Here is a 20,494-nt window from a genome sequence, read left to right on the forward strand (position 1 = left end):
AACAGCCGGGGTTCTGCAGATTGATTTATATGAGCCTTTGATGACGATAGAAAATGCAGCTTTGGCAAGACATCACTATCCGGCGGGCTACCACCGGCAGTCTGTGCCTCGGTGGCGCGTCCGGCGCGATGTGCTGGCAAAGCTGGTCCTTACGATAGCATTTTACGCGTCTCTATGGCGGGCGACAGGCATGTGGTACGGCCTGCCTGCAAACTTCGACGACGGCGCCGCGGTCGATCCGCTGCCGATGAAAATATTGCTCTACGGCCTTATCCCTTTGTCAGGATTATATTTTCTGTTGGAACAGAAACAGTTCCTACGGGTCTTTTCAAGGTTTTCACCGTTCATCGTGGTTGTCGGCATTTCCTGCCTGACATCGATCGTCTTCTCCATCGACAAGACCGCATCCTTAAAGGGATTGGCTGCGGTCATCGTTCTCGCCATCCCGCCTCTTCTGTACCGCGCGCGCTACGGCAATGTCGAAGCCTTCCGAGTCCTCGGGCGTTTTGCGATTGCCGCCGCATTCATCAACGTTCTCTACACGGCAGCTTTCCCGCAATTCGCCATCATGCGCGGCAGCTATGCGGGCATGGTCAAAGGCGCATTTTATCATAAGAACACGTTGGGGCAGTTTTCCTCGATCAGTTTTGTCTGCCTGCTCTCGACGGAGAAACTCGGCCGGCTTCGTTACAGTACCCTGGTACGCTGGGCTGCAATGCTCTGCCTTCTCGCCTTGATTGTGGCAACGAAGTCCTCGACGGCTGTCGTGTTGACGATGTTCGGCAGCATGATGCTGTATGGCATTCGCGTCATTCACATTTACCCGAACCGTCTTTTTCGTTCCTTCGTCGTTTTCCTGTTGTTCGTGATTGTCGGGTTCGGCGCCAGCTTCGTTTACCTCGGCGTGGCTTCAGCGGTTGCAGAAGCATTCGGCAAAGATATTACTTTCTCCGGTCGCACCAATATCTGGGAACAGCTATTGCCATTGATCTGGGATAGGCCCCTAACAGGTTATGGGTTTGCGATGTTTCGTCAGCCCGATGTCATGGAAGAGTACGTCAAGGTTACCTTCGATGCACGATCGACCCATAACACCTATCTTGAGCTAGCGCTCAATATCGGCATTCCAGGCGTTACCGCATGGACGGTGTTTGCGCTGACCCGCGTGTTCCGGAAGATGACAATTGTCGACCCCGATCCGGCAGAATCCGGCGCCAGGCGAAAGGAGATTGTTATCATCATCCTCATCATGCTTGGAGCCATGACCGAGGCAGGCATGATGCTGGCACCTTTCATTTGCTGGCCACATATGGTCATCGCACTCTCGGAACTGCGTCCCAGGTTGCGAACAAACCGGAATCAACGCCAGCCTTGAGGGAAGGTGTGTTCGACGTCTGGCGGCAGAGCGCCTCATTCCGTCGTTCTTGTCGCATCGGTCAATATCGTCGGCCGCCGGATGGGCATGCGAGCAGCCGTTCAGATCGAGAAATACCGCTTCTGCCAAGGCAGCATGTTTTCTTGCCACGCGCGCGGCGTGAAATCGTCATAGGCAGTCTCAGCGATCGCCAGCATCCAATTCTGCTCCTTGCGAGCCAGCAAGACGCAGGACAATTCCATGCCGGCTTCGACTGTGATGGAAGGCCGGTTGGCGCCCGGTATGTCGATCCCCTTGTCACGCCACTGGATGCGGATTTCGTCGGGCTCGGATGTCCATTCGCCTGAAGACACGGACGCCTTTCCGTCGAGCTTGACGCGAAGTGGCGGCGGCGTGACGTTCAGAAAGCTGCCGTCGTTGAAATAGTTGCCGTCAACTTCCCCTGCAGTCGCCTCCCCGTTTCCCTTCAGCAGAATGCCCTGCTTGCACCGCAGGAATATGTTGCGCCGAAAGCTTCCGGACCATGGTCGATTGGCGAAAAAAGCGATCTCGCATTCGCTGATGACGTTGTCGTGGATATTCATATCTTTGCGAAATGCCAGATTTTGATCCGAATAACCGCTCAAACTCACGCCGCGATTGCTGTTTTCGATCCTGTTGTCATAAACATGGTGGCCGGCATGGCTGACTTGATCGCCGACGCCATAGCCGAAGGAATAATCGTTCATCCTGCCGTCGCGCATGATGTTGCTGCGCACCACCGCATCGTCGCCGATCGATGAAAAAGAAAAATTCTTGCCCCCGATGAAATTATATTCAACCAAGTAGTTTCGGGTCCTGCCGCAAACCAGCGCCCCCTTGTTCGAGGCGCTGCTTGGTCTCTGAAGAAAAAGGTTGCCCCGGACCACTACGTTGGAACTTATGTTGCTATCTTTGTTCTGGTAGGCGAATTGGCAACAATCCGCCCCCTGGCCGGGCGCCGCGCCGACGCGGTTGTTTTCCAGCAAAACATTCGACGTCATCGTCAGGTAAATGCCGTCGCCATTCACATTTTCTGTTTCGCAGCGCCTGACGACAAGATTCCTGCCGTTGTGAAATTTGAAGCCGCGGGGGGAGTTCCTGACCACCACGTCTTCGACCACCGTATCGGAAAACACCTGATAGGCGACGCCGATATCCTCAGCACCGTCGATGACCTGCCCGCGTGTGGATGCTCCATGAATTTTCTTTCGCAAGATGGCGGGCATCAGATCTTCCTTCGTAAGGCTTGCCGATGACAATAGGGAGTGGTGGTGTGGCGGATGTTTGAATATCCGAAAATTATCTTACCCTGAACGGCCGCCCGGCTCGTCACATGTTCGCCCGATTTTTCCTGCATGTCGTCCTGGCAACGCCGCCGCTGCATTTCAGCAGCCGATTTTAATCGCCCGTCAGTCTTCTCTGTGGCCTGAGTCGTGGACCGTTGAAAGGCAGCTGTTTAGTCAATCATTGCTGAGCTGATGGACGCCACCTTTCTCTTCGCCGGCGTCATCGGGCGAATGGTAAAAAAACACTATCTCGAAACCTGGACGATCTCCTCGCCCGGTCTTTGTCTCTGCGCCGAAAGCGCGCTTCTAAGGTGAGTTGTTTTCATTTTACCCTGTCTGTGGTTGCATCTTGAGCGGTCTCACGTTAGGAAATCTAGGGAGGCCAAATATCGAGGCCGAAAATGATTACGCATCGCCAAGATATCGACGGCTTGCGAGCCGTAGCCGTCATTTTTGTGATTCTTTATCACTGTGGATTTGATCGCATTCTCCCCGGCGGATTTATCGGGGTGGACATTTTCTTCGTGATATCGGGGTATCTGATTACGAAAATCATTCTCGCGGAAGCGAGCGATGGCCGATTTTCGATCGGCAATTTCTATAGCCGCCGAGCCAAACGAATTCTTCCGGCTGTCGTGGCCATGTATGCTTTTGTGATGGCGGTTTCGTATTTTACGATGCTGCCCGACGAAAGCTTGCGGGTCTTCAAGTCCGTCACGTCCTCGGCGCTTTTTGCCTCAAATGCATACTTCTATTGGACGACGGGATATTTCGATGACTCCGCGGAATTCAATCCGGTCCTGCACACGTGGTCATTGTCGGTCGAAGAGCAGTTCTACGTCATTTTTCCGCTGATCGTCATGGCAGCGAGCCGGTATGGGCGCAGAGCAACAGGGATTGCCATAGCAGGACTTTTCGCGGGCAGCATGATTGCTGCCGTTGTCACTGTGCCAATCAATCGCTCTGCGGCTTTCTACCTTGTGCAATATCGCGCGTGGGAACTGCTGGTAGGCTCTCTCATCGCAGCACCGGCCTTGAGGAAATTCGCCGATATGCGGATCAACGGCGCGCTTTCGGCCATCGGCGCCTTGGCGACCGGCCTCAGCGCTCTGCTGTTGTCGAAAACCTCCGAGTTTCCCGGCTTGGCGGCTTTGCCCGCGACCGTCGGCACGGCTCTGATCATCTGGGCGGGTCCAGGCACGCTTGTCAGCAAGCTTCTATCATTGCGGGTCGCCACCTCTATCGGCTTGATCTCCTATTCCCTCTATCTGTGGCATTGGCCGATCTGGGTGTTTTCGAACCAGTACGGGGCGTGGGAGCATGGCTGGCAATTGGTGCCGGTCACTGTCAGTTTTGTCGTTGCATATTTCTCCTGGCGATTTATCGAAACGCCCTTCCGAACGATGCGATACCGGCCCGCAGTGTCCGTTGCCGCCGGGGCTGCCTCGATTGCTTCAGTAGCAATGCTGGCATTCGTCGGACAACTCGCCGCCGATCAAATGAAGGACGACAACAAGCTCGTCGAGCACGTGGCGGAATTTGCCGATTACGACCCGTCGAAAGCCTTCCGCAGCGGAAAATGCTTCCTCACCTCAAACGACGGTATCGAAAAATACGATCGCAATGCCTGCCTGGCTCTCTCAAGCACTCAGCAAAACATAGCGCTCATCGGTGATAGCCACGCCGCCCACCTCTATCCCGGCTTGAAGGCGCTGCCCGGGATCAACGTCATTCAGGCAAACGCATCGGGATGCCGTCCGACTCTTGAGGCCGAGGGCGAAGAGCGCTGCCTGGAACTCATGAACTACGTATTCAACAAATTTTTGCCGAGCCACAAGGTCGATGTTCTCGTGTTGGCGGGACGCTGGACGGCAGACGACACCAAACTCATCAGAAAGACGGTGGACTACCTCTCACCCTTTGCCAAAAAGATCGTCGTCTTCGGACCGGTGGCAGAATATAAATCCTCCTTGCCGCGGCTGCTCGCGCACAGTCTCTACGAGAGGCAGCCATTTAAGGCCGCCGATCATTTGGCGCCTCGCCAGCACATCGGCGTCGACATTCGAGACGCATTGGCCGGAAGCGGAGCACTCTACATCTCCACCTATAAGACCATGTGCAACCCGGACTGTGTTGTGTGGACACAAAGCGGGGACCCGGTGCAATTCGACTACGGGCATTTCACCGCCGACGGCTCCCGTCTTCTGATTTCAAAAGTGAAACAGGACCTCACCGTTCAGCGGTGAGGTCTTGGGCCCATATTGTCTGTCTTGAAACCGTCTCGATGAGACAGCCCGGTCCGCGTTCAACTCGTGAACCGGCCATCCTGCAGAAACGACAGGGCTTGGCGCCACATGGTCCTGTTGACGGGCAGGAACGTGTGGTTGGCGGCAATGACGATATGGGCCGCCGCGCCGTCGAGACGGGTGCTTTCCACCGACACCTTTCCATCACTCGGAACCCTGAGGCCGATGATGAGCGAAGAGACCGGGTCGATGGTCCGGTTCCCTGCAATGATGCCAAGCTCGTAGTCGACCGTGCCGAACAGCCCGGTCGTTGCGGTTCGATCGGTAATCAGCTGCTGCCCCGCCGGTCCATAGAATTTCCTGTAGAGCGGCCAGCGCTGGAGGAAATCGGCGACCTGGCTGCCATTGTTCGGCGTTCCGGCCATGACCACCCTGCCAAGGTTGGGTGGGCGATGGTTGCTGAGAAAGGCGCGGATGATCAGCCCGCCCATCGAGTAGCCGACAAAATGCACACGGCCGTCGCCGGCCTCCTTGGCAGCCGCGTCGATCTGCGGCCGAACGATGTCGACGAGGTCGCCGATCGAGAACCTGGTGGAGGGGTAACCGACATTCACAACCCGATAACCGTTGCCGGACAGGAAGATTGCGAGCTTCTCCATGCTTCTTTTCGTCCGGGCAATGCCGTGAAAAAGGAGGACCGTGTCGTTCATCAGGTGTCCATGCCGAATAGCCGTAGATTTGAAAGCTTGGTTGTGGCGTAGGAATTCCTTAAATCGGAATCGATTTAAGGATAAGTTGTGCAGCATTCAAAGTGCTACAGCGTCTTTCGTTAGGCGTTGCAGAAAGAAAGAAATGCGGGGCCCGTGACGACCAGCATCAGACATATCGCCAAACTTGCAGGAACGTCGGTCTCTTCGGTCTCGCGGGTGCTCAACAACAGCGGTTACGCCTCGCCTGAGCTCAGGGACCGCGTCGAGGCGGCGATCCGAACGCTGAACTACACACCCAGCAAGGGCGCCCGCATGCTGCGCGGTGCGCCAAGCCGGATGATCGGACTGATGCTGCCGTCGATCGACGTGCCGTTCTTCGGCATCCTCGCCCACGCCATCGAACAGGAATTGTTTCAGCACGGCTATCAGACGCTGATTTGCAGCACGGCGGAAAATATGGATCACGAGGCGCGCTATATTTCCATGCTGCTTGCCCAGCGCGTCGATGGCGTCATCGTCGCAAGCGCTTTCGGCAGCATCGAGCATTTCGGGGTGCTGCGGGACGCTGGCATTCCGATCATCGCCATCGACCGCGAGCTGAACGGCATCGCCGATGACGCCGTCATGGCCGATCACGAGGAAGGCGGACGGCTGATGGCCCGCCATCTGATCGGCCTCGGCCACCGGGTGATCGCCATCGTCGGGGCGCCGGCCCACAGCCAGCCTATCCAGCTGCGGCTCCAGGGCATCACGGCGGAAATGGCGAAAGACGGCATCACGCCCGCGGCCGTGGCGATGGCGGAAGAGCACAGCTTTGCGGAAACCTACCGGCTGGCGCATGAATTGGTGGCGTCTCGACCCGACGTCACCGCGATCATCGGCACCACCGATATTTCCGCGATTGCCGCAATCCATGCCGTCCAGGATCACGGTTTTTCCGTTCCGAGGGATTATTCCGTCGTCGGCTTCGACGACCTGCCGGAGGCGGCCTACGTCTTTCCGCGGCTGACAACGGTCGCACAGCCGATCCGCAATGTCGGGCAGCAGGCGGCACGGCTGCTGGAAACACTGATCGAGGAACAGCAAGCAGGGGACGGGTCTCGACAGGCTGCAATCGTCAAAGTGCCGGTCACGCTGATCGCGCGCGATTCCACCGGCCCGGTCCGGGGCGCAGAAAACCCGCTTTAAAAGCGGTTACGCAATTCCCGGCAAAAGCGCTTCGCGCTTTGCCTGGGAAAACCGCTTCGCACTTTTCCTGGAATTGCTTAGGGCCGGACGATCACCTTGATCTCGCCCGACAACGGCGCGTTGCCGACCACGTCGGCGACCTCTTCGAGACCTATGGTTTTGGTGACCAATGCATCCAGTTGCAATGCCCCGTTTGCCACCAGCGCCGCAGCGCGCGAATGGGTGAAAGGGTTGAGGTAGGCCGGCCTTATGTCGACTTCGTTGATCAGCAGATCGAAGGGCAGAACCGGCACCTCGACGCCCGCCGGCGTGACGCCGAAAAGCACAAAGACGCCACCGCGCCGCGCCATCCTGAGGCCGCTTTGAAGTGTGTCGCTGACGCCGGCACACTCGATGACCACGTCTGCGCCGCCTTTGGTGACCTCCCGAACCGAAGCGATCGTGTCCGAAGAGTTCGGGTCGAAGGCGTGCGTGGCCCCCAGGCGCAGGGCAGTTTCGCGTCTCGATTGCTGGCGCGTTATCAAAAGCACCGTGCCTGCCCCGGCCAGGCGGGCAAGCTGCACCATCAGCAGGCCGATCACGCCCCCGCCGAGGATAGCGACGCCGTCGCCCGGGCGGATCCTTGCCTTGTCGATGGCATGAATACAGCAGGCCAGCGGTTCGCAGAAGGCGCCGTGAACGGGATCGAGGCCGGCCGGCAGCAGGAAGGCTTGCGCCTGCGGCACCGCCACATATTCGGCAAAGCCGCCATCCCGCGTCACACCGATGGCGGTCAGGCTCTCGCATAGATTCGGCCGCGCCTGCGCACAGGCCCGGCAGGTGCCGCAGGCAATATTCGGGTCGACCGTCACCAGTTCACCACCGGCGAAGCGGGCGACACCCTCGCCCACCTCTTCCACGAGGCCGCAAAATTCGTGGCCCATGGTGACGGGGATGGACGTCGGATATTCGCCCTTGTACATGTGGCGATCGGAACCGCAAATGCCTGCCGCCACGACCCGGACGAGCACCTCTCCCGGCCCTGCAGCCGGCTTCTCAACGCTGCGCATGGTCAAAGACCCGATCGACTCCAAGCGTACCGCCCTCATTCCACTCCTCCAGACCACGTTCGATTTGCCTATTGCTGCTGAAGAGACCAAGCGCTCAGCTCATGACATTGCCGCCATCGACATTGTAGCACTGGGCCACGATGTATGCTGCATCAGGCCCGGCCAGGAAGGCCGCCATGGCGGCTTGTTCCTCAGCCGCGCCAAATCGTCCGGCGGGGACGGCGGCGGCCACGCGGGCCTTCACCTCGCCCGGTTGCAAGCCTTCCCGGCTGCCGAGTTTTGCGTCGACGACGTCCCACATCGGCGTATCGACGACCCCGGGAGCGATGGCGTTGACGTTGATGCCGTAACGGATCAGCTCCAGGGCGCAGCTTTGCGTAATGCTGATGACGGCCGCCTTAGAAGCGCAGTAAGCCACCGCCGGTCCTTCGCCGCGCCGGCCTGCCTGGGAGGAGAAGTTGATGATGCGTCCACCTGCGCCTCTCTCCACCATGTGCCGGGCAACGGCCTGCGTCATGAAGATCAGGCCTTCGATATTGACCTGGAATACCTTGGCGGTGCGCTCCCGGGATATTTCCAGGATCGACTCGACCTCGTAAATGCCGGCGGCGTTGACCAGGATGTCGATCTGACCGGCGGCGGCGATGGAAAAACGCACGGCATCGTCGATGCTGTCCTGGCTGGTCACATTGAGCGCCACACCCCAGGCTTGAGGGCCGATCGCCTCCGCCACCCGCGCGCATTTACTACCGTCGAGGTCCGCCACGACAACCCTGGCGCCTTCTGCGGCGAAGCGTTGGCATACCGCCTTGCCGATGCCGCTGGCGCCGCCCGTGACCAATGCCACCTTGCCGGAGAGCCGCGTGTTTTCCGTATAGGTCATCGCGCTGCCTCGCCGGCCGCATTCCAAGCGGCAAAACTGCCGTGCGCGGCTGCCATGGTGAATAGCTTCATCTGCTCCTCCCTTTTGACTGGACGCTGATCGCAGCCGCCTTTTAGGCGGGGTTCATCTCCTTCGCCTCCCGCAGGAGGACAGACATGTCGGGGATGCCGTCGGTAGCCGTCGCACCCGTCAGGCAATACGCAGCCGCAGCATGGGCGACAGTGCTGATATGCTCGACAGGCCAGTTCTCATGCAGGCCGTAGAGCACGGCGGCACAGAAGGCGTCTCCGGCGCCGACCGTGCTGACAATGTCATCAGGATCGACGGATCGTGACCGCGTCATGATCGGAGCAGCGCCTGATGTAAACCAGAAGCAGATCTCCGGCGCGTGGACGACCGCTCCCTTGATGACGCCTGCGGCCAGAAGTCGCTCGCCGGCTTTCATGAGCTGCGACTCGATCAAATCTCCGTTCGCATCGCGAACGACAAGGCCGGTTGCCCGGCCGGCCTCCATCTCGTTGATGATCAGGAAATCGCAGAAGGGCAGAGCGACGCCGACCTTGGCGGCAAATTCCGGGTCTTCGCTTGAGACGAAATCCACACAGGTCGTCAGCCCCGCCCGGCGGGCGGCTTCGAGCAGGCGCGAGGCTCCCGACAGACCGTCGGGGCCGATGCGGTCGAGACCCGGCAACAGCATGAGGTAACCGAGATAGAATAGCCGATATCCGGCCTCGGCGAAGGCCGCAGGTGAGACGCGCTCATCCGTGACCGCATCGTTGGCGCCGCCATGATAGAAGAAGGTCCGGTTCTGGCCGGGCACATTCATCACATGCGTGTGCGCCGTCACCCGGTCAGCAAGCGCGGTGAGACCACTGATATCGACGCCGGCCGCCGCAAGCCGGGCCTTGACGATCTCACCGTCCGGATCGGCGCCGATGCACCCGGCGGCCGCCAGTTTTCCGGGAAATCCGAGCGAGGCCAGATCCGTGACGACATTGGCAGCGCCGCCCCCGACGCCCAGATCCTGGTATAGGATGTGGGCGAGATTGCCCTGTTCGGGCCAATAGGACAGGGTGTGGACGCGATCGACAATGAAATTTCCGGCGCAAACGATACCGCCCTGCTTCAGACCGCCCTGATGGTAAACCTCCTCCCCGGTTTGCATCAGCGGCCTCCCTCGTTCCACAAGGGCCTGAGCGGCGGCTCATCTTCGTCGATCGCGGCAAAGCGGCCAATCGGCTCCAGAAAGAAATTATCGCTGTTGTCGTCGTTGACCTGGCTGACCTCGCCGACGAGGACAGGTCCGCCGCCTTTCCGGCCATAAAAGCGGTGGTAGAGCCCGGTGCGGATCGTCACGCTCTGACCAGGCTGAAGAACCAGCGGCTCCCATGCAGCGAGCCGGCGCGGCAGCCCGTCGACCGGAACCGTCACATCCTCCTCCAGCACGCGACCATCGATATCGGTTGCGGCGAATTCGACGACGAGATCGCCGCCGGCGCGATTGATGATGTCTTCCATCTTCGCCGCATGCCGGTGTGTCGGCGTCAACTGCCCTTCCTCGACGAAGAGCAGCTTCTCGGCATAGCTCCGTTCACCCTCGACACCCACGATGCCATTGCGCAAGCAGAATAGCACGAGGCCGCATTCGGCAAACCGGTTCAAGCCGAAATCGGTGACGTCCCAGCCGAGTTGATGGGCGCGCAAATAGGTCGATTCCGCGGGATGCGCGGCAAAATCCGCCGCCGTCCAAGAGCCCCATGCCGGCAGGGACCAATGCCAGCGCTTAAGGGTCGCGGTTGCCCGCAGCAAAGCCACGTTGATCTCGGAACGCTGCATCAGACGGACGCCCGGTCATAGTCGACCGGCACGACGACATCCTCGCGGCCGGATTTGAGGGCCGCCGTCAGGACGGCATGATGGGCCTGCGCTTCCGCCGGCGTGGCGCAGCCGAAACCGTTCGCATTGCCTCCGGCAAGCTCATCGACAAAGGCCGCCCACATCTGCTGGATAGCATCGGCAAAGCCGAATTCGAAGATCTTGCCTGTGATCGCGGGAAACAGCGAGCCATAGCCGAGATCCTCGGTGCTCCAGGCCTGCGCGCCGCCATGATAATCCATCCACTGCCACTGGCGTGGCGACTTCGTGCTGAAGAAGGCGCTCTTCTTCATGCCGAGAACCCTGATGTACCAGGTGTTGGATTCGCCCGGCGCAATACGCCAGGTTTTCAGCACCATCGGGAAATCCTGATCGCCGGTGCGCACACGACTGCTGATCGTGGCATTGTCCCAGGTGGTGCAGGGCAGCGTGCCGCCTTTGCCGTCGGGACGTTCGGTGACTTTCTTGACCAGTTGCGCATGCAGGGTCGTCGGGCGCCAGCCGAGACGCAGCGGCACATGCAGCACATGCATGCCGAGATCGCCCATGCAGCCGTAGTCGCCGTTGATATCGGCCATGCGCTTCCAGTTGATCGGCTTCTGCCGGTCGATATCCGACGAATGCAGGAAACCCGCTTCGACTTCGAGAATCTCCCCCATCTCGCCGCTTTTCGCCAGCGCGATGAGCTTCTGGGCGCCGGGGAAGAAAGGCATTTCCGACGAGCAGCGGACCAGGAGTTCGGGGTGTTCGGCAAGAGCCGCCATGATCTCCCGGTTCTGGGCGGCGTCCATGCCGAAGGGCTTTTCGCCGAGAAGATGCTTTCCGGCCTTTACGACATCGACATAGAATTGCTGGTGCAGCACATGCGGGACGGCGCAATAGACCGCATCGACTTCGGGATTGGCCAGCAGCTCCTTATGGTCGGCGGTGAACTGGCGAACGGTCGGCACATGATCCCTGAACCAGTCGAGCAGCGTCGCGTTGGTGTCGCAGACGGCGACGATTTCCGGCCGCGCCTTCACGTCGGCCAGATGCAGCCAGCGCGCCGCGGCACTGGCAAATTCGCGCCCCATCAGACCGCAGCCGATGACGCCGAAGCGGAATATTTTCGTCATGACATGTCCTCCCCAGACGCGCGTCAGCCAATATGCAGCGAGGCCTGGTCGACCGAGGCCTTGTCATGGACGATCGCCATCAAGGCGCGCGTCATGCCGCCGGGATTGTGATGCTGAATGACGTTGCGGCCATAGACGATGCCACGGGCGCCCTGCTCCATCAACTGCTTGGTGCGGGACAGGATTTCCTGATCCGAAACGCGGCCGCCGCCGCGCACCAGCACCGGCAGGCCCTGGGCGATCTCGACCACGCGGTGATATTCCTCGACATTGTCGCAGGGGTCGGCCTTGATGATGTCGGCGCCGAGTTCGGCCGCCTGGCGCACCAGCGGCAGGATCTTGTCGATCGCGCCATCGACCATATAGGCGCCCTTGGAATTGTCCTGCATGACCAGTGGCTCGACCATCAGCGGCATGCCATAGATCTCGCATTGGCGCTTCAGGCTGTTCACATTGCGCACGCAGGCCCGATAGACTTCCGGCTGGTCCGGCAGCAGCAGCAGGTTGACGACGACGCAGGCGGCATCCAATACAACGCCCTGTTCCACCGCCCTGTCGATCATTTCGGAAAACAGCACATACGGCAGCGGATTGCCGTAGATGTTGGCGATGTCGGTGCGCAGCACCAGCGCCGGGCGATGCTTGCCGGGAATGGCCTGCAGCATGGGCGCGGTGCCCGGCGGCAGCTGAATGGCATCCGGGCCGGCCTCGGCGATCACCTCGATGGCGGTCTTCATATTCTCGATGCCGGCGAGGAAGGTCCGTTCATTGAACATGCCGTGGTCGATGGCAACATCGAAGCAATTGCCGGACACGCCGAAAAGTCGGTTCAACCGTGCGGATTTCATCAAGTTCCTCCCAGATGTGGCAACGTTTCCACATTCGATAAACGGCGCGAAATCAAGAGTCAAGAAAATGTGGTAACGTTTCCATGTTCGCTCTTGCCACCGGCTTTTCCATTGCGGGAGGAGGCGCCGCTCACGCCTCCGCCCGAGGAACTACCAGCAGGTGAATCCGGCATCGACGTTGACGATTGCGCCGGTCATCAGGCTGGCGGCGCCCGATGCGAGGAAGAGGACCGCGCTTGCGACCTCCTCCGGCGTTCCCATCCTGCCCATCGGCGTGTCGGCGAGCCAGACCGGAATGCGCTCCCGATTGGCTTCGACGGCGACCACCATCGGCGTCTCGATATAGGTGGGCGCGACGGCGTTTACCCTGATGCCGTGCTGCGCCCATTCGGCGGCCAACGAACGGGTGAGATGGTGGACGGCCGCCTTGGAGACGTTGTAGGCCGTCTGTGGCTGCGGCCGATTGCAGATATGCCCCGACATCGAGCCGAGATTGACGATGGCGCCGCGTTTCATCGAGACCATGTGGCGGCCGAAAGCCCGCGAGCACCAGAAGACGCCGTTGAGATTGACATCCATCATGCGCAGCCAGTCCGCGTCGGTCAGATCCTCCGCCGGGATGCCGCTCTGGCCAATGCCGGCATTGTTGACGAGGATCGTCGCCGGCCGGCCGGCGTCGGCAAGCTCCGTCGCGATCTCTTCCATGCGGCCGGCGTCGGTGACGTCGCCCAGCCGGACGTCGACGTCGTAGCCCTTGTCGCGCAGTGCGAGCGCTTGCCGGGCGTCGGCCTCGGCGCGTTCGATGACGACGACGGCAGCACCCGCCTCCGCCAGCGCCTCGGTGCAGCAGAGCCCGATCGCACGCCCTCCGCCGGTGATCACCGCACGGTCGCCGTCGAGGCGAAATTTCTGCAGGTAACTCATATCAAGGCTCCTCAAATGTCGAATGCGCTGGGAAGCACCACGATATCGCGGATGGTGACGTTGCGCGGCCGGGTCAGCATGAAGATGATCGCGTCGGCGACTTCCTTCGGCTCGATCAGAGCGCCGGCCTCCTTGGCCTTGCGAAGGTTTTCCTCCGGCCAATCCGCAAGCAAGGCGCTGATCACCGGCCCAGGAGACACCGAGCCCACGCGAATGCCGTTTTTCAGAAGCTGGCGCCGCATCGTCTGGACGAAGCAGGTCATCGCCCATTTCGACGACGAATAGACCGGCTCCCACGGGATTGCCGAATGCCCGGCGACGGAGCTTGTGACGACGATGTCGCCGGTGCCGCGTTCGATCATGTGCGGAATGACATTGTGAACGTTCTTGATGACAACATTCACGTTGAGATTGAGCATCCGATCGATCGTGTCGAGGTCGGTTTCAACAAGGTCACCGCCGATATAGGTGCCTGCATTGGCATGCAGGATATCAAGCCTGCCCGTCTTCGACAGGACGCCCTCGAGCAACCGCGCGCATTCGTTCGGATTCAGCAGATTGATCACCAGCGGAATGGCGCGTTCGCCAAGCCGGCTGCAGACAGCCTCAAGGGCCTTTTCATCCCGGTCCACCAACACCACCGTTGCGCCGGCGGCGAGCATTGCCTCGGTCGAGGCCAATCCTATGCCTGAGGCCGCACCCGTGACCGCCGCGATCTTTCCAGTCAATTCCGTCATCGTTTTCTCCTCCTATCTTGATCCCGATTGCTCATTCTTCCCGACGCCGCAGGCCGCGTGATAGTCGGCGAGACTCTTCGTCACTCTCCAGATCAGAACCTCTTCCGGATCGAGCGGCGCGTCTGCGAAATGCTGCGCGGCCGGCATATGCTGCCAAAGCAATGGCAGTGGCACTGATTGCCCCCGAAGCGCCTCGCACAGGCGCCGCACGGCCTCTTGCGCTTCAGCCGATGCCCAATAATAGCGGATGCGGTCGGAGAGCGAGTAATGCCGCAGCCAACGCATCTCGGCCTCTGTGCCGTGGTAGTGCCGGCGCCAATTACCCGGCTGATCGAGCATCAGCGCGTCCATTGCTACATAGAGCGGACGCTGGCCGTAATCGGGCAGCAGGTCCGAAGCGATCGCATCGAGCCCATAGAGCGCCTCGCGCAGGACGAAGGTCAGTTCGGGACCGACTTTCAGAATCGGAAACCCGTCCTTCACCAGCGCGGCCAACGGCCCGGTGCCCTGATAATCCGTCGAGTGGGCCTCGAACACGAATTGCGGCTCCTCGCCGAGCGCCGATTGCAGCGCCTCGATCTTGCTGCTGTCGTAGAGGATGACGTTGTGATTGCCGAACTCGACACCCGGCTGAACGACCAGGCCGATGGCGCGTCCGAACGCTTGGCCGAGTCCCGCCTCCGCAAAGACCCGGCGGTGGACGTCGATCGTCTTCAGCGCCGCCGCGGCAGCCGTCGGTTCGATCGTCGTCAACGCATGATCGGCCCCGCCCGGCGGCGGCACCTCGGTGCCGATGACGTAAACCGGCATCGCGCCGCCGGCCGTCTTCGCCGCGGCCTCGGCGACCGCGGCAAGCCGGGCGGCGCGATGGGCCGTGGTTTCGTCGTCGAGAGCGGCCGGCTCGCCCTGGCAACCCATCGAGGCGTCGAGGTGAATCTTGCGGAAGCCGGCGTCGACATAGGCGGCAACCATTTTTTCCGCCTCGGCCGTGGCCTCTTGCGCCGGGCGGTCGCGCCACGGATTGGGGCCGAGGTGGTCGCCGCCGAGAACGATGAGTTTTTCAGGGCACCCCTCCTCCGCCGCGATCCTCATGACCAGGGACGCGAAATCGCTCGGCGTCATCCCGGTATAGCCGCCGAGGTGATTGACCTGGTTGCAGGTCGCCTCGATCAGCACTGTGCTTTCCTGTTGCCGGCCGTGCCGGAGTGCGGCGCGCAGCACGATCGGATGGGCGGAGCAGACCGAGGTCACGCCCCTGGGATTGCCTTCGATCCTGAGCCTTGCCAGTTCGTTGAGATGCACCTCCATTACCGCCGCCTTTCCGTTGACGCGATAAATGCATCGAGTTCCGGGCGGGTGCCCGCACCTTCCATCGGACCCAGCACGGTCACGTTGCGGGCGCCGGCGGCAGAAGCATAGGTCAGAGCCTGGTTTGGAGACATTCCGAGCCGCCGGCAGGTGAGATAGGCACCGCCGAAGCAGTCGCCGGCACCCGTAGGATCGACCTCCTGAACGACAAAGGCGGGAGCATCGATGCTGTCTCCCCCGCTGGCGAAGTAGGTCGCACCGCCTGCTCCGCGCTTCAGCACGATCTCCTTGACGCCAAGCTCGAACAAGCGGCGGATCGCTGCCGCCTCGCCTTCGACACCTGCGGCACGCTCAAGCTCCTCTCCGGACGGCAGAAGCAGATCGGCAGCGGCGACAAGCCCGGCAAACCGGCGCTCGGTGTCTTCATCGAGCTTCAATTCCTTGCGGATGTTTGGATCGACCGACAGCGTCCCGCCGCGCGCCTTGACGATGTCGACCGCCTTGTCGATCACCGCGCGGGCACTCGGCACCGACAGCGCGGAGCCCATCACGTGAAGATGCCCGCTTCGAGCGATCAGATCGCCGATCAAGGGAGACCAGCCGAAGCGCGCGGCTGCCGAGGTGGCGATGTTGTAGACGAAATCTCTGGAGCCGTCCTTCCGGTAGCGAACGAAAGCGCTTCCCGAGGGATAGTCGGGATCGATCGAGATCGCCGAGATATCGACGCCATCGCGTTTGAGGCGATCGATATTGAGACGGCCGAAATCATCATCGCCGACGGCGCCGACCATTGCCGCCTGGCCGCCGAGCCGGCCGCATTGCGAAATGAAGATCGCCGGCGCTCCGCTCGCAAACGGACCGACGAGCGGCTGGGCTTCGCGGAACCCGTCTCCAACCGTCGTTGCGACGATCTCGACGAGGATCTCCCCGACGCAAACCGTCGGACCAAGCGCGTCCGGAGCCAGTATCGATGCCATGTGCAATCCTGCTTTCGATCCCTGTTGTCTTAGCTCAGCGCCGGTTGGGCCGGCGCACCGTCGTCGCTGCCGAACTCCTCATTCTCCAGCGACAGAAAGCGCCGGTGCAGCATGCATGCCGCCCCGAAGGCGGAATCGAACTCCGCATCATCGTCCACGACGATCTCCGGCGTGGGGAAAGCGATGTTCTGGCCTTCCGACATATGGACCGCCACGCGGGCAGCCACCATCGGATAGAGCGATGCCACGGAGCCGCCCAGCACGATCCTGTCCGGGTCGAGCAGACGGCAGGCCTGCAGCAATGCATAGGCGAGATGGCGCGACCAGGTTTCGGCGATGTTGACCGCGGCCGGGACACGGTCACGAACGTCGCCAAGAAAGTCCTGCAGATCGGCGTCCTCGCGCCCGACGGCCTCGCAATACTGCCCGATCAGCACCTCGCGACCGATCAGTTGCTCGAGCTTCTGACCGCCGCTTCCCGGCACCAGGGTGTGGCCGATCTCTCCCGCCAGGCCATGGCCGCCACGAAACAGCTTGCCGTCGATCATGATGCCGCCGCCGACGCCCGTTTCCATCAGCAGGAACAGGGTCACCCCTGCGGCACCGTGGCGATAGCTGTCGCCGATCGCAAAGGCGTTGGCGTCGTTTTCGACCGCGATCGGGACGGCGGCCGGGAAGGCTGACCGCGCAATTTCCTTCAGCGGCACGTCTCGCCAGCCGATGATCGGCGCCAGCGTGACAAATCCATCCGGGCGAACGTGGGATGGCGTCGATAGGCCCAGGCCTCTGCACCGGTCGATCATGCTCTTCGCCATGGCACCGATGATGAGCTCGATACCCTGCGCCACGGCCTCCTCCACCGTCGAAGACGGTGTGTCGAACGCCATTTTCCGGCACACCCGAACGTCGGCGGACAGATCGACAACGACAGCCGATATATGTTCGACGCCGATCTCGATGCCGACGAAGAAGGCAGCGTCGGGAACCAGTTCGAGCATGATGCCGGGACGGCCGGCACGGGAATGCTCCAGGCGCGGCTTGCCGCTCTCCTCCGACTCCCGAACGAATCCGCCCTCCGTCAGCTCGGCGACGATCTCTCCCGAGGATGAGCGGTTCATGCCGAGCTTGCGGGCGAGATCGGCCCGGCTGAGGCTTCGGTGGGCGTAGATCGTCTGCAGGGCGGCGACGATATTGTTCTGCCGGATCCTGCGCGGCGAACTTCCGATGGAGACGGTGTCGTTCATATGTCAATTCCCTTCAAGCCGCCCACCCTTACACGACTGGAACAGGCTGTCAGAAGGATAATCAGGACCGCGCGCTTGTGGCGCGGCGGCGCTTGGCCTCGTCATATTTCAGCTCGATATAGCGCCTGGCGTGCGCCGCAAGCAGATCATTATCCTCCCAGGTATCGCGCCAGATCGCGCAGGCGAGCGACAGGCCTTCATCGACGACCGCCGTCGAGAAGCTTTCGAACACGATGTCGCCGGCGTAGCCGATGTCGAGCAGGGCGTCGAAGATCAGATCGAAGTCGATGACGCCGTCACCGAGATAGCCGCGATTGCTTTCGCCGATGTGGAAATAACCGATCCTGTCGCCGGCAAGACGGATGGCGGCGGCCGGATTGGCTTCTTCGATATTCATGTGGAACGTGTCGAGATGGAGACGAACATGCGCCGATCCCGTCTCGGAGATGAATTTCAGCCCCTGGGCCGTGGTGTTCAGCAGGTTGGTCTCGAACCGGTTGACCACCTCCAGCACGAGATCGACATTCGCCTGCTTGGCGACTTCGCCGGTCGCGGCGATCGCGGCGACGCTGTTGTCCCAGCCCTTCTTCGTCGGCTGGCGATTGTATTTGGTGTGCGCGGAATAAAGAATCCCGCCGAGCTTGTTGCCGCCGATATCGCGGACCGCACGAACGGCGTCGGCCAGCGTCCGCCGGCCGGCCGACACCGCGGAGGCATCCTCGCTCGAAACGTCCTTGTCGAGCGGCAGACCCATGGTCACGCCGATCTCCACATCGAGGGATTGCGCCAGCTTTGCCAGCCGGTCGAGATTGAATTTCTCGGGCCGCAGATAGGCAAATTCGATGGTGCGATATCCGTGTTCGGCGGTCTTGTTGAGGGCCATCTCCAGCCCTTCCTGCGTTTGGCCGCCTGTCCATACAAATGAATGGATACCCAATCGACGCATAGGTTTTTCCTCCGCGATATGCCGGTGATTGCGCACAGTGCTATGCCATTTAGTTTGGCAAGACAACAAATAATTTTCGCGATGGCTTTTTGCTGCTTCGCAAAATTCCCTTGCGATGCAGCAATTTATCTCGATTGCTATTGCCCTTCCTTCTTTGCGCGAAATTAGTTCAGCAGAAATCAATGGGATAGGCCGTATATTTGCACGTTTAGACAACAAATATTGCGCTGTTGGTTTTTTTGGCCTACACAAGCACCGGCGAAATGATCTCGCTGCTATCTGGGAGGATTGGAAATGCACTATGCTTTGAAGGCTAGCGCGCTTGCGCTGACGCTCGGCCTCGCCACGACTGCTTCGCCGGCCCGGGCTGATTTCTGGTCTGACGCCGGCGCCAAATACAAGGGCGTGACCCTGCACGGCGTCACCGAAAGCACGCCGCCGTCGAATTACATCAAGAACGTGCTCGCGCCGGAATTCGAAAAGAAGACGGGCATCAAGGTCGAAATCGAGACGACGTCCTGGGATCAGATGTACGATAAGGCGATCAAGGACATGGAAGCCAAGACCGGCATCTATGACATGGTCTATATCGAGCAGGACATCATCTACTCCTATCTCGCCAGGAATTTCCTTGTCGACATCACCAAGACGCTGAAGGACCAGCCGGATCTGAAGGCGCCGACCTATGACGACGCGAACTTCACCAGCTTTGCCGACTACTTCAAGGATGCCAGCGGCGATCTCTTCGGCACGCCGATGGAAGCCTTCCTGAAGACCTATCTCTATCGCAAGGACCTCTTCGACGATCCGAAGATCAAGGAAGCCTTCAAGAAGGAAACCGGCAAGGACCTGAAGCCGGCGACCACCCACGAGGAATATACGCAGATCGCCGAATTCTTCACCAAGTACGGCAAGGACAACGGCCTGGAGCTCTGGGGCACGACCGCTCAGGCCCATACCGGCCATCCGGCGTCCTGGTATGAATTCTTCGAGTCCATCGTGCCGACATTCGGCGTCTACAATTGGGGCATCGACGCCAAGAACAATTATGCGGCGACGGTCGAACACGGCGGCTCGATGAACGGCGACAAGGCGAAGGCCGCGCTGAAATATTGGCTGCACCTGCGCGACATCGCTCCGCCGGAATCGACGCAGTCAACCTGGACGGAAACCGCAACGACCTTCGCCGCCGGCCGCGTCGCCCAGGGGCTGATCTATGGTGAGAACGCCGCGTGGATCGCCAGCGACCCTGCGCAGTCGAAGGTTGTGGGAAAGGTCGGGTTCGCACTGCCGCCGCTGGAGCCGGGCGTGCTGGACGATGCGAAAGCCGGAAAGGGCTATATCGGCTATTATGACGGCGGCGCCTTCGGCGTGCCGGTCACGTCGAAGAACAAGGAAGCGTCGCTGCTGTTTCTCGAATTCATCGGCCAGAACGAAGTGCAGCCGGACTGGGCGATCGCAGCCCCGCGCATCACCAACAAGGCAACGTTCGACGATCCCAAGGTGAAGGAGATGGATACCAAGCTCGGCGGCTTCTACACGATGCTGAAGGACGAGGGTAAACTCTTCGCCGGCGCTCCTCCTTACCCCTTCCATGCGCAGGTGCGTGAAGCCACAGCGCCGATCTTCTACGATATCCTGACCGGCAAGATCGGTCCCGATGAAGGCCTCGACCAGATGGCGGCCAAGGCCGAAGAGGAACTCACCTCGCTCGGCTATCGTAAATAAACATCCTCCCCAACTGACGGGTCGTTTCCTACGA

At 60.6% G+C, this 20,494-nt stretch carries 18 protein-coding genes; 4 read left to right on the plus strand and 14 right to left on the minus strand.

What is annotated here, in order from left to right; all coding sequences use genetic code 11:
• Positions 1-40: 40 nt before the first annotated feature.
• A complete protein-coding gene (locus tag ATY75_RS13195; RefSeq protein WP_088937889.1) occupies positions 41-1,375 on the plus strand; it encodes an O-antigen ligase family protein in 1,335 nt (444 codons plus the stop codon).
• Positions 1,376-1,476: 101 nt separating this feature from the next.
• On the opposite strand, the gene ATY75_RS13200 is transcribed toward ATY75_RS13195, so the two are convergent.
• A complete protein-coding gene (locus tag ATY75_RS13200; RefSeq protein ID WP_088937890.1) occupies positions 1,477-2,622 on the minus strand; it encodes a right-handed parallel beta-helix repeat-containing protein in 1,146 nt (381 codons plus the stop codon).
• A 461-nt stretch (positions 2,623-3,083) separates the two neighbouring features.
• On the opposite strand from ATY75_RS13200, the gene ATY75_RS13205 reads away from it, so the two are divergent.
• Positions 3,084-4,928, plus strand: coding sequence for an acyltransferase family protein (locus ATY75_RS13205; RefSeq protein ID WP_088937891.1), 1,845 nt, complete (start codon positions 3,084-3,086; stop codon positions 4,926-4,928).
• A 59-nt stretch (positions 4,929-4,987) separates the two neighbouring features.
• Here ATY75_RS13205 and ATY75_RS13210 read toward each other — a convergent pair whose 3' ends face one another.
• Positions 4,988-5,638, minus strand: a complete 651-nt coding sequence (locus ATY75_RS13210) for an alpha/beta fold hydrolase (protein ID WP_088937892.1) — start codon at positions 5,636-5,638, stop codon at positions 4,988-4,990.
• Positions 5,639-5,791: 153 nt separating this feature from the next.
• Here ATY75_RS13210 and ATY75_RS13215 point away from each other — a divergent pair, with 153 nt between their 5' ends.
• Positions 5,792-6,826 carry a LacI family DNA-binding transcriptional regulator gene (locus ATY75_RS13215; protein ID WP_088937893.1) on the plus strand — a complete coding sequence of 345 codons (1,035 nt, stop codon included), beginning with the start codon at positions 5,792-5,794 and terminating at the stop codon, positions 6,824-6,826.
• Between the two features lie 77 nt (positions 6,827-6,903).
• On the opposite strand, the gene ATY75_RS13220 is transcribed toward ATY75_RS13215, so the two are convergent.
• From ATY75_RS13220 to ATY75_RS13275, 12 genes are all read right to left on the minus strand, one after another.
• A complete protein-coding gene (locus tag ATY75_RS13220; protein ID WP_088937894.1) occupies positions 6,904-7,914 on the minus strand; it encodes a zinc-dependent alcohol dehydrogenase family protein in 1,011 nt (336 codons plus the stop codon).
• A 55-nt stretch (positions 7,915-7,969) separates the two neighbouring features.
• Positions 7,970-8,758: an L-iditol 2-dehydrogenase gene (locus tag ATY75_RS13225; protein WP_088937895.1), complete on the minus strand. Its 789-nt coding sequence runs from the start codon at positions 8,756-8,758 to the stop codon at positions 7,970-7,972.
• 112 nt (positions 8,759-8,870) lie between these two features.
• Positions 8,871-9,923, minus strand: coding sequence for a carbohydrate kinase family protein (locus tag ATY75_RS13230; protein WP_088937896.1), 1,053 nt, complete (start codon positions 9,921-9,923; stop codon positions 8,871-8,873).
• Positions 9,923-10,594: a D-lyxose/D-mannose family sugar isomerase gene (locus ATY75_RS13235; protein WP_088937897.1), complete on the minus strand. Its 672-nt coding sequence runs from the start codon at positions 10,592-10,594 to the stop codon at positions 9,923-9,925. Before ATY75_RS13235 ends, ATY75_RS13230 begins: the two co-directional genes overlap by 1 nt.
• A complete protein-coding gene (locus tag ATY75_RS13240) occupies positions 10,594-11,748 on the minus strand; it encodes a Gfo/Idh/MocA family oxidoreductase (protein WP_088937898.1) in 1,155 nt (384 codons plus the stop codon). Before ATY75_RS13240 ends, ATY75_RS13235 begins: the two co-directional genes overlap by 1 nt.
• Positions 11,749-11,771: 23 nt before the next feature.
• Entirely contained in the window at positions 11,772-12,596 is an 825-nt protein-coding gene (locus ATY75_RS13245; RefSeq protein WP_088937899.1) for an aldolase, read from the minus strand.
• A gap of 150 nt (positions 12,597-12,746) precedes the next feature.
• Positions 12,747-13,520: an SDR family oxidoreductase gene (locus tag ATY75_RS13250; protein ID WP_088937900.1), complete on the minus strand. Its 774-nt coding sequence runs from the start codon at positions 13,518-13,520 to the stop codon at positions 12,747-12,749.
• 11 nt (positions 13,521-13,531) lie between these two features.
• On the minus strand, positions 13,532-14,257 hold the full coding sequence (locus ATY75_RS13255; RefSeq protein WP_088937901.1) for an SDR family oxidoreductase: 726 nt from the start codon (positions 14,255-14,257) through the stop codon (positions 13,532-13,534).
• A 12-nt stretch (positions 14,258-14,269) separates the two neighbouring features.
• Complete coding sequence (locus ATY75_RS13260) at positions 14,270-15,565, minus strand: D-tagatose-bisphosphate aldolase, class II, non-catalytic subunit (protein ID WP_088937902.1); 1,296 nt, start codon at positions 15,563-15,565, stop codon at positions 14,270-14,272.
• The gene (locus tag ATY75_RS13265) at positions 15,565-16,542 is read right to left on the minus strand and encodes a sugar kinase (RefSeq protein WP_088937903.1); all 978 of its coding nucleotides are present in this window, start codon (positions 16,540-16,542) and stop codon (positions 15,565-15,567) included. Before ATY75_RS13265 ends, ATY75_RS13260 begins: the two co-directional genes overlap by 1 nt.
• 29 nt (positions 16,543-16,571) lie before the next feature.
• Positions 16,572-17,786 carry an ROK family transcriptional regulator gene (locus ATY75_RS13270; protein WP_088937904.1) on the minus strand — a complete coding sequence of 405 codons (1,215 nt, stop codon included), beginning with the start codon at positions 17,784-17,786 and terminating at the stop codon, positions 16,572-16,574.
• A 61-nt stretch (positions 17,787-17,847) separates the two neighbouring features.
• Positions 17,848-18,732, minus strand: a complete 885-nt coding sequence (locus tag ATY75_RS13275; protein WP_088937905.1) for a sugar phosphate isomerase/epimerase — start codon at positions 18,730-18,732, stop codon at positions 17,848-17,850.
• A 294-nt stretch (positions 18,733-19,026) separates the two neighbouring features.
• Between ATY75_RS13275 and ATY75_RS13280 the strand changes: the two genes are divergently transcribed.
• Complete coding sequence (locus ATY75_RS13280) at positions 19,027-20,460, plus strand: extracellular solute-binding protein (protein WP_088937906.1); 1,434 nt, start codon at positions 19,027-19,029, stop codon at positions 20,458-20,460.
• The last annotated feature ends 34 nt before the right edge of the window (positions 20,461-20,494 follow it).

Origin of the sequence: Rhizobium sp. N122, from assembly GCF_002211295.1 — a bacterium.
GTDB lineage: Bacteria > Pseudomonadota > Alphaproteobacteria > Rhizobiales > Rhizobiaceae > Rhizobium.

Excerpts from the sequence above, each read along its gene's own strand:
- ATY75_RS13250 (WP_088937900.1), bottom strand. The coding sequence starts at position 13,520 with ATGAGTTACCTGCAGAAATTTCGCCTCGACGGCGACCGTGCGGTGATC.
- ATY75_RS13255 (WP_088937901.1), bottom strand. The coding sequence starts at position 14,257 with ATGACGGAATTGACTGGAAAGATCGCGGCGGTCACGGGTGCGGCCTCA.
- ATY75_RS13235 (WP_088937897.1), bottom strand. The coding sequence starts at position 10,594 with ATGCAGCGTTCCGAGATCAACGTGGCTTTGCTGCGGGCAACCGCGACC.
- ATY75_RS13195 (WP_088937889.1), top strand. The coding sequence starts at position 41 with ATGACGATAGAAAATGCAGCTTTGGCAAGACATCACTATCCGGCGGGC.
- ATY75_RS13210 (WP_088937892.1), bottom strand. The coding sequence starts at position 5,638 with ATGAACGACACGGTCCTCCTTTTTCACGGCATTGCCCGGACGAAAAGA.
- ATY75_RS13230 (WP_088937896.1), bottom strand. The coding sequence starts at position 9,923 with ATGCAAACCGGGGAGGAGGTTTACCATCAGGGCGGTCTGAAGCAGGGC.
- ATY75_RS13220 (WP_088937894.1), bottom strand. The coding sequence starts at position 7,914 with ATGAGGGCGGTACGCTTGGAGTCGATCGGGTCTTTGACCATGCGCAGC.
- ATY75_RS13260 (WP_088937902.1), bottom strand. The coding sequence starts at position 15,565 with ATGGAGGTGCATCTCAACGAACTGGCAAGGCTCAGGATCGAAGGCAAT.
- ATY75_RS13245 (WP_088937899.1), bottom strand. The coding sequence starts at position 12,596 with ATGAAATCCGCACGGTTGAACCGACTTTTCGGCGTGTCCGGCAATTGC.
- ATY75_RS13200 (WP_088937890.1), bottom strand. The coding sequence starts at position 2,622 with ATGCCCGCCATCTTGCGAAAGAAAATTCATGGAGCATCCACACGCGGG.
- ATY75_RS13265 (WP_088937903.1), bottom strand. The coding sequence starts at position 16,542 with ATGGCATCGATACTGGCTCCGGACGCGCTTGGTCCGACGGTTTGCGTC.
- ATY75_RS13240 (WP_088937898.1), bottom strand. The coding sequence starts at position 11,748 with ATGACGAAAATATTCCGCTTCGGCGTCATCGGCTGCGGTCTGATGGGG.
- ATY75_RS13275 (WP_088937905.1), bottom strand. The coding sequence starts at position 18,732 with ATGCGTCGATTGGGTATCCATTCATTTGTATGGACAGGCGGCCAAACG.
- ATY75_RS13205 (WP_088937891.1), top strand. The coding sequence starts at position 3,084 with ATGATTACGCATCGCCAAGATATCGACGGCTTGCGAGCCGTAGCCGTC.
- ATY75_RS13280 (WP_088937906.1), top strand. The coding sequence starts at position 19,027 with ATGCACTATGCTTTGAAGGCTAGCGCGCTTGCGCTGACGCTCGGCCTC.
- ATY75_RS13225 (WP_088937895.1), bottom strand. The coding sequence starts at position 8,758 with ATGACCTATACGGAAAACACGCGGCTCTCCGGCAAGGTGGCATTGGTC.
- ATY75_RS13270 (WP_088937904.1), bottom strand. The coding sequence starts at position 17,786 with ATGAACGACACCGTCTCCATCGGAAGTTCGCCGCGCAGGATCCGGCAG.